This window comes from Frankia sp. CcWB3 (assembly GCF_977927595.1).
Window position 1 is genome coordinate 1 of the sequence record NZ_CDWRCK010000125.1, and the last position, 8146, is coordinate 8146.

The window sequence follows — 8146 nt, forward strand, 5'->3', positions numbered from 1 at the left end:
GGCGAGGACGGTCGTCACCACGTCGGATGCGGCCGACGGGTCCCAGGCGCGTTCCTCCATCGCCGTTACCAGGGCGAGCGCCGTCGCTTCGGCGGCGTCGACCGCGCCGCGGGCCGCCCGGTCGTCCTCGACGAGCCCGAGGGCCTCCCGCAGCCCCGGCAGGGTGACGCGCCCCCCCCACATCTGCCGGGCCCGCAGCATCGCGAGCACCAGGTTGATCCGCGCCCCGCCGGTCGGCGCTTCGCCGAGCACGTGCAGGCCGTCGCGGATCTGCGCGTCCTTCACCTCGCACAGCCACCCGTCGACGTGCAGCAGGAAGTCGTCGAACTCGGCGTCGTGCGGCCGGTCGGCCAGTCCCAGGTCGTGATCGAGCCGGGCGGCCTGGATCAGCGTCCAGATCTGCGCCCGGATGGCCGGCAGCTTCGCCGGATCCATGGCGGCGATGGTGGCGTGCTCGTCGAGCAGCTGTTCCAGGCGGGCCAGGTCGCCGTAGCTCTCCGCGCGGGCCATCGGCGGAACCAGGTGATCGACCAGGGTCGCGTGCGCCCGACGCTTCGCCTGCGTGCCCTCGCCTGGGTCGTTGACGAGGAACGGGTAGATCAACGGCAGGTTGCCGATCGCCGCGTCGGTCGGACAGGACGCGGACATGCCCACGGTCTTGCCGGGCAGCCACTCCAGCGTCCCGTGCTTGCCCAGATGGACGACGGCGTGCGCGCCGAAGCCGCCGAAGCCGCCGGGGCCGCCGGAATCGCTGGAGCCGTCGGCGAGCCACCAATAGGCGGCGAGGTAGTGGTGGCTCGGCGGCAGGTCGGGGTCGTGGTAGATGGCGACGGGGTTCTCCCCGAAGCCGCGTGGCGGCTGGACCAGCAGCACGATGTTGCCGGCCTGCAGCGCGGCGAGCACGATCTCCCCGTCCGGATTCGCGGACCGGTCGACGTACAGCTCGCCGGGCGCGGGCCCCCAATGCCGTTCGACGCTCTCCCGCAGGTCGGCGGGCAGGGTGTCGAACCACGCCCGGTACCGCGCCGCGCTGATCCGGACCGGGTTGCCGGCGAGCTGCTCCTCGGTCAGCCAGGCCGGATCCTGCCCGCCCGCGGCGATGATCGCGTGGATCAGGGCGTCACCGTCCTCGGCCGCGACCCCCGGCAGCGTGCCCGGGCCGTCGTCGGGCCCGATGTCGTATCCGGCCGCGCGCATCGCCCGCAGCAGGCGCACGGCGCTCGCCGGGGTGTCGAGGCCCACCGCGTTGCCGATCCGGGAGTGCTTCGTCGGGTAGGCCGAGAGCATGAGCGCCACTCGGCGTTCGGCCGGTGGGACGCGCCGCAGCCGGCCGTGCGCGACGGCGATGCCGGCCACCCGGCCGGCGCGTTCGGTGTCGGCGACGTAGCTTGTCAGCCCGTCCGCGTCGATCTCCTTGAAGGAGAACGGCACGGTGATCAGGCGCCCGTCGAACTCGGGGATCGCCACCTGTGTCGCCGCGTCCAGCGGGGACAGCCCGTCGTCCGACTCCGCCCAGGTCGCCCGGCCGCTGGTCAGGCACAGTCCCTGCAGGATCGGGATGTCCAGCGCGGCCAGCGCGCCGACGTCCCACGCCTCGTCGTCGCCTCCGGCAGAGGAGTGCGCCGGCTGGCTGCCGCCCGCGGCGAGCACGGTGACGATCAGCGCGTCCGCCCGCCCGAGGGTGGCGAGCAGCTCGGGTTCGGCGGCGCGCAGCGACGCGCAGTACACCGGCAGCGGATCCCCGCCGGCCCGCTCGACCGCGGCACAGAGCGCGTCGACGAACGCGATGTTCCCGGCGACGTGGTGCGCGCGGTAGTACAGGACACCGATGACCGGCCGCACCGCGACCGGCCGCACCGCGTTCCCCGCGAGGACGTCCGGGACGTCCCGGGTGGCTGAGGCGTCCGGGGTGGCTGAGGCGTCCGCGGCCCGGTCGAGCACCCCCCAGGCCGGGATGGTCACCGGCGGGGCGAATCCGGTACCGGACAGCAGCAGGGTGTCAGCGAGGAATCGGTGCAGCTCGCCGAGGTTGGCCGGACCGCCCTGGGCGAGGTAGGCGTGTGCCTCGGCGCAGATGCCGCCGGGCACGGTGGAGACGGCCATGAGCTCCGCGTCCGGGGTCCGTTCGCCACCGAGCACGACCATCGGGCGCGGGCCGGCGAGCAGCGTGTCGAGCCCCTCCTCCCAGGTCCGCCGGCCGCCGAGGATGCGCACCACGACCACATCGGCACCGCTGGTCAGCGCCGGGAGATCGGCGACGGAGAGCCGGGCCGGGTTGGCGAGGCGGTAGCGGGCTCCGCTCGCCCGCGCGGAGAGCAGGTCGGTGTCGGAGGTCGACAGCAGCAGGACGACCGCGTCGACCTCCGTCTCCCCGGCTCCCGATGTCTCCCCGGCTTCGCGGGTGACCGTGGCCAACGGGTCGTCGGAAGGGTCGTTGGACGGATCGGTGGGAGGAGTCTGCACAGGCGACATGGTGATGCCTTTCCCGGGGGTCCATGCCCCGCGTCGGTGGCCGTGTCTGGGGCGCACTCCCCGGTGACGGTGGCGGGACCGCACCGGATCCGCACCGGATCCGCACCGGGCTTCCTCGCCGTTCGCCGCTCGTGGCCCCGTCACGATCGCAGAGAGGTGGGAGGTGTTGTCAAGCACTCGGCTGTCGTCGTGACAAAGAAACGATCAACCGGCATCGCCCGAGTCCGGCACGTATGCTCCGCCGGTGCCCACCAGTCCGCGGGAGCGTGTCCGCGACGCCTGCCCCGGTGTGCTGACGACGCATCCGGCCGCGGATGGCGCGCTCGCGCGGCTGCGGCTGCCCGGCGGCCGGCTGACCGCCGCCGCGGCGAAGACCCTCGCCGGCTGCGCGCGGGAGTTCGCCGATGGCCACCTTGAGCTCACCTCCCGGGCTAACGTGCAGCTACGCGGCCTGGCTAACGGCTTGGCCGACGGTACGGCCGAGGAGCTCGCCGCCCGGGTGAGCGCGGTCGGCCTGCTGCCCTCGACGACGCACGAGCGGGTCCGCAACATCGTGGGCTCGCCGCTGTCCGGACGTGGCGAGGCCGGGTGCCGGGACATCGCGCCGGTCGTCGCCGAACTGGACCGCCGGCTGTGCGCGGATCCGGCCCTCGCCGCGCTGCCCGGCCGGGTGCTGTTCGCCGTCGACGACGGCAGCGGGGACCTGGCCGGGCTGCCCGCGGACCTCGCGCTGCGCGCCCTGCCCTCCGGGGAGATGCTGCTGGCCGTCGCGGGCGCAACCCGCGCGCTGCGGTTGCCCGTCCACGTCGCCGTACCCGCGCTCCTCGCCGCGGCGCGGGCCTTCATCGAGGCCCGCGCGGCGGTGGGCACCGCCGCGACGGCCTGGCGGATCGCCGAGTTGCCGGGTGGACCGGGTGGACAGGACGACTTGCTCGCGGCTGCCGAGGCCGGCGCCGTTGGGATCGTCCAGGCTGCTGGAATTGCTCAGGCCGTTGGGAGCGCCACCGTTGGGAGCGCCACCGTTCGGGCCGGCGCGTGGCCCGGTCCGCATCCGCAGCGTGATGGCCGCCGGGCGTTGACCGTGCTCGTCCCCCTGGGGCGGCTGAGCGCCGACCAGCTCGACCTGCTCGCCGCCGCCGCGGCAGCCGGTGTCGGTGGCGGAGCGGGCGGAGCGGGCGGTGCCGGCGGTGGTGAGGGTGTCGGCGGAGCGGGCGGCGCCGAAGACGGCGTCCTGGTTGTGACTCCGTGGCGGTCCGTCGTGCTCCGCGATCTCGACCCGGCCGAGGCTACCCGGTGGTCGAGGGCGGCGGCGGACGCGGGCCTGGTTGTCGATCCGGCATCATCCTGGGTCGGCGTGACGAGCTGTGCCGGTCGGCCGGGATGCGCCCGGGCGCTGGCGGATGTCCGCCGCGACGCGGCGGTGTCCGTGCGGATCCGAGCTGGCGACCCGTCGACGCCGACGCACCTGGCCGGGAGGCCGCGAGCCCTCCGGCCCGTCCCGGTTGGCCCGGCCCTCGCGCCGGTGCACTGGTCGGGCTGCGAGCGGCGCTGCGGGCAACCGGGAGGACAGGTGGTGGAGGTTGTGGCGACCGGGCCCGGCTACCGGGTCCGTCGGACGGGCCTCGGGGCCGCCGCCGCCTCCGTCGGAGCGGACGGCGGCGAGGCGACGGTCGTGTCGTCGAGCCCCGGCGACGGCCACCGTGACCTGGCCGCGGCCGTCAGGTCGGCGAGGAGTCTGGCATGAACGGCGTATCAGACATGAGCGGTATGCAACGTTACGACTACGTCCGTGACGGCGCGGAGATCTACCGCCGGTCGTTCGCGACGATCCGGGCCGAGGCGCGTCTCGACCGGCTGCCCGGTGACGTCGCCCGGGTTGCGGTCCGCATGATCCACTCTTGTGGAATGGTGGATCTCGTTGACGATCTCGCTTTCACCCCCGGCGTGGTCGCGGCGGCGCGCGCGGCGTTGCTGGACGGCGCCCCGGTGCTCTGCGACGCGCAGATGGTGGCGGCCGGCGTGACCCGCCGTCGGTTGCCCGCCGCGAACGAGATTCTCTGCCTGCTCGGTGATCCCCGGGTGCCGCAGCTCGCCGAGCGGCTGGGCACCACCCGTAGCGCCGCGGCGGTGGATCTGTGGGCGGATCGGCTCGCCGGCTCCGTGGTGGCGGTCGGGAACGCTCCGACATCGCTGTTCCGCCTGCTGGAACTCGTCGCGGCCGGAGCTGGGCGACCGGCGGCGGTGGTCGGCGTGCCCGTCGGGTTCATCGGCGCCGCGGAGTCCAAGCAGGCCCTCGTGGATGATCCGGCCCGGTTGGAGCATCTCGTCGTGCACGGTCGGCGGGGCGGCAGCGCGATGGCGGTCGCCGCGGTCAACGCGATCGCGAGCGAGGAGGATTAATGGTGCCGTCGAAGGGCCGGCTGTGGGGAGTCGGGGTTGGACCGGGGGATCCCGAGCTCGTCACTCTCAAGGCGGCCCGCCTGATCCGTGACGCCGACGTGATCGCCTACCACAGCGCCCGGCACGGCCGCAGCATCGCCCGGTCGGTCGCCGCGAGCCAGTTGCGCGGTGACCAGATCGAGGAGGCGCTGGTCTACCCGGTCACCACCGAGACGATCTCCCACCCCGGCGGCTACCGTGGCGCGATCGACGAGTTCTACGAGGACTGCGCCAAGCGGCTGGCCGTCCACCTCGACGCCGGCCGGGACGTCGTGGTCCTCAGCGAGGGTGACCCGTTCTTCTACGGCTCGTTCATCCACCTGCACCGGCGTCTCGCCGACCGGTACCCGACCGAGGTCGTGCCGGGGGTGACGTCCCTGTCGGCGGGGTGCGCGGTGCTCGGCCGGCCGCTGGTCGAGGGCAACGAGGTCCTCACCGTGCTGCCGGGCACGCTGCCGCCGGCGGCCCTCGCCGAGCGTATCGCCGGCACGGACACCGCGGTCGTGCTCAAGATGGGGCGGACCTTCCCGGGGGTCCGGGACGCCTTCACCGCCGCGGGACGCCTCGCGGACACCTGGTACGTGGAACGGGCCACCACCTCCGGCCAGCGCATCGCCCCGCTCGGTGCGGTAGACCCGGCCACGGTGCCGTACTTCTCGCTCGCGGTACTGCCGAGCCCGGTCCGGGGGCCGGACGATCCGGCGCCGCTGCGCGCGTCGCAGGCGGACTGGGTACTGACGGCGCCCACCGTTGGTACGGCTGGCACCGTCGGTACCGACGGCACGCCCGGCGCGGGGGAGGTCGTCGTGGTGGGCCTCGGACCGGGCGCCGCGGGCTGGTTGACGCCGCAGGCCGCCGAGGCGCTGGCCGCCGCCGACGACCTCATCGGCTACGGCCCCTACCTCGACCGGGTGCCGGTCGATCCACGCCAGCGCCGGCACGCCTCGGGGAACACCGTCGAGGCCGAGCGCGCCGAGCTCGCCCTCGAACTGGCGGCCGGCGGCGCGAACGTCGCCGTGGTCTCCTCCGGTGATCCCGGGATCTTCGCGATGGCCACGGCCGTCGTCGAGGCCGCGGCGGCGGAGCGGTTCGCGGACGTCGAGGTGCGGGTCGTGCCCGGGCTGACCGCCGCACAGGCGGTGGCGAGCCGGGTCGGGGCGCCACTCGGTCACGACTTCTGCGTGCTGTCGCTGTCCGACCGACTCAAGCCGTGGGAGGTCATCGAGCGGCGGCTGCGGGCGGCAGCCGCGGGCGACTTCGTCCTGGCGCTGTACAACCCGGCTTCCCGCACCCGTCGCCATCAGCTGGAGCGGGCCCACGAGGTGCTGCTCGAACACCGCCCCCCGGGCACGGTGGTGGTCATCGGCCGGGATGTCGGCGGTCCTGCCGAGAGCATCACCGTGACGAGCCTCGGCGCGTTCGACCCGGCCGAGGTCGACATGCGCTGCCTGCTGCTCATCGGCTCGTCGACGACCCGGGTGGTGCACCGCGGCCCCGGCCGGGACCTCGTGTTCACCCCACGTCGTTACCCGGTCACCTAGCCCCGGTCATCTAGGCCCTGGTGGTGCGACCCAGGCCACGGCGGCGTCGACATCGTCGACCGCGGTCACCCCGGGTGGCAGCGGCGGGCGGTCGACCATGACGACCGGCAGACCGAGGTCCCGGGCTGCGGCGAGCTTCGCGGCGGTCATCGTCCCGCCGCTGTTCTTGGTCACGAGGACGTCGACGCGGTGCCGGCGCAGCAGGGCGGTCTCCCCGGCGACGTCGAACGGCCCACGATCGAGGATGACGGTCAGCCGTGGCGGTACCGGGCCGGTCGGCGGTTCGACCGATCGGGCCAGGAACCAGGGCCGGTGCAGGCCGGCGAACAGGGCGAGGTCGGTTCGCCCAGTGGTCAGGAACACCCGTGGGGCCGGATCGGAATGCGGGCGCGGCCCGGGTGGGACGAACCGGTCGAGCAGAGCGACCGCGTCGGCCAGCGACGGGACCCGGCGCCAGTCGTCGCCGGGCTGCTCGCGCCAGCTCGGCCGGCGCAGGACGAGCAGCGGAACGCCGGTGGCGTGCGCGGCCTGTGCGGCATGCGTGGTCATCGTCGCGGCGAACGGGTGGGTCGCGTCGACCACCGCATCGATCCGTTCGGCCCGCAGGTAGTAGGCCAGGCCCGCCGCCCCGCCGAAGCCGCCGATCCGGATCCGGCAGGACGGTGGCAGCGCAGGCTCGCGGACCCGACCGGCCAACGAGTAGACGATCTCGATGCGTTCCGTGCCGGCGGGATCCGGGGAGCCGAGCGTGGTCGCCAGGCGGCGCGCCTCCCCGGTTCCGCCGAGCAGCAGCACACGGCATGCCCCGGTCACCGAGCCTCGGGGGCGCCCGGTCACCGAGCCCGGGGGAGGGGATCCGGGCCACGCGGCGCGGCGTTTGCCTGGGAAACCGGGGAGGCCGGGGGAACGGACGACACGCATCCGTCCGGTCCGAAGCGTTCCCGGGAGTACAGGTAGCTGTCCCGGAAACCCTCCGCGGCCAGGGCGCGACCCACGATGATCACGGCCGTCCTGGTGAGCCCCGCGGCCCGCGCCCGACCGGCGATGTCGGCGAGCGTGCCGCGCAGCACGATCTCGTCGGCCCGGCTGGCCCAGGCGACGACGGCTGCCGGGCAGTCCGTACCGTAGTTCGGCACGAGCTCGGCGACGAGCGTCTCGATACGGTGCACGGCCAGGTGCAGCACGAGGGTCGCCCCCGACCGGCCGAGGGCGGCGAGGTCCTCGCCGGGCGGCATGGGACTGGACAGCACGGCCGTGCGGGTCAGCACCACGCTCTGGGCGACGCCGGGAACCGTCAGCTCCCGGCGCAGCGACGCCGCTGCCGCGGCGAAGGCAGGGACACCCGGCGTCACGTCGTAGGCGATCCCGGCCGCGTCGAGCCGGCGCATCTGCTCGGCGACGGCGCTGTAGAGCGACGGGTCGCCGGAGTGCAGGCGGGCGACGTCGTGACCGGCGGCGTCGGCCGCGACCAGCTCCGCGACGATGTCGTCCAACGGCATCCGGGCGGTGTCGACGAGACGGGCCCCGGGCGGGCAGTGCGCCAGCAGCTCGACCGGGACGAGACTGCCGGCGTACAGGCAGACCGGGCAGGACGCGATCAGGTTCCGGCCGCGGACGGTGATGAGGTCGGCGGCGCCCGGTCCGGCCCCGATGAAGTGCACGGTCACGCCGGCCCCCGCCGGTTGTCCCCGGGC

6 protein-coding genes are annotated in these 8146 nt (G+C 74.5%); 3 read left to right on the forward strand and 3 right to left on the reverse strand.

The genetic code is table 11. The features are described 5' to 3' along the window. The coding region (locus ACY5KJ_RS11385) for a cobaltochelatase subunit CobN (RefSeq protein WP_462203338.1) at positions 1–2472 on the reverse strand (2472 nt) is incomplete at its 3' end. 244 nt (positions 2473–2716) lie between these two features. Between ACY5KJ_RS11385 and ACY5KJ_RS11390 the strand changes: the two genes are divergently transcribed. From ACY5KJ_RS11390 to ACY5KJ_RS11400, 3 genes are read left to right on the forward strand one after another with little or no spacing between them, the layout of a single operon-like run. Continuing rightward, entirely contained in the window at positions 2717–4216 is a 1500-nt protein-coding gene (locus ACY5KJ_RS11390; RefSeq protein ID WP_462186561.1) for a nitrite reductase, read from the forward strand. Next, on the forward strand, positions 4213–4872 hold the full coding sequence (locus tag ACY5KJ_RS11395; RefSeq protein ID WP_462186560.1) for a precorrin-8X methylmutase: 660 nt from the start codon (positions 4213–4215) through the stop codon (positions 4870–4872). The genes ACY5KJ_RS11390 and ACY5KJ_RS11395 overlap by 4 nt, the downstream gene beginning before the upstream one ends. Continuing rightward, complete coding sequence (locus ACY5KJ_RS11400; RefSeq protein WP_462203339.1) at positions 4872–6452, forward strand: precorrin-2 C(20)-methyltransferase; 1581 nt, start codon at positions 4872–4874, stop codon at positions 6450–6452. The genes ACY5KJ_RS11395 and ACY5KJ_RS11400 overlap by 1 nt, the downstream gene beginning before the upstream one ends. Before the next feature lie 6 nt (positions 6453–6458). Here the strand turns inward: ACY5KJ_RS11400 and ACY5KJ_RS11405 are convergent, their stop codons facing one another. Then, positions 6459–7247 (reverse strand): cobalt-precorrin-6A reductase, encoded by a 789-nt coding sequence (locus tag ACY5KJ_RS11405; RefSeq protein ID WP_462203340.1) that lies wholly within the window; start codon positions 7245–7247, stop codon positions 6459–6461. Positions 7248–7285: 38 nt separating this feature from the next. Next, complete coding sequence (cobM, locus tag ACY5KJ_RS11410) at positions 7286–8119, reverse strand: precorrin-4 C(11)-methyltransferase (protein WP_462186556.1); 834 nt, start codon at positions 8117–8119, stop codon at positions 7286–7288. Between the last annotated feature and the right edge of the window lie 27 nt (positions 8120–8146).

Excerpts from the sequence above, each read along its gene's own strand:
- ACY5KJ_RS11400 (WP_462203339.1), top strand. The coding sequence starts at position 4,872 with ATGGTGCCGTCGAAGGGCCGGCTGTGGGGAGTCGGGGTTGGACCGGGG.
- ACY5KJ_RS11395 (WP_462186560.1), top strand. The coding sequence starts at position 4,213 with ATGAACGGCGTATCAGACATGAGCGGTATGCAACGTTACGACTACGTC.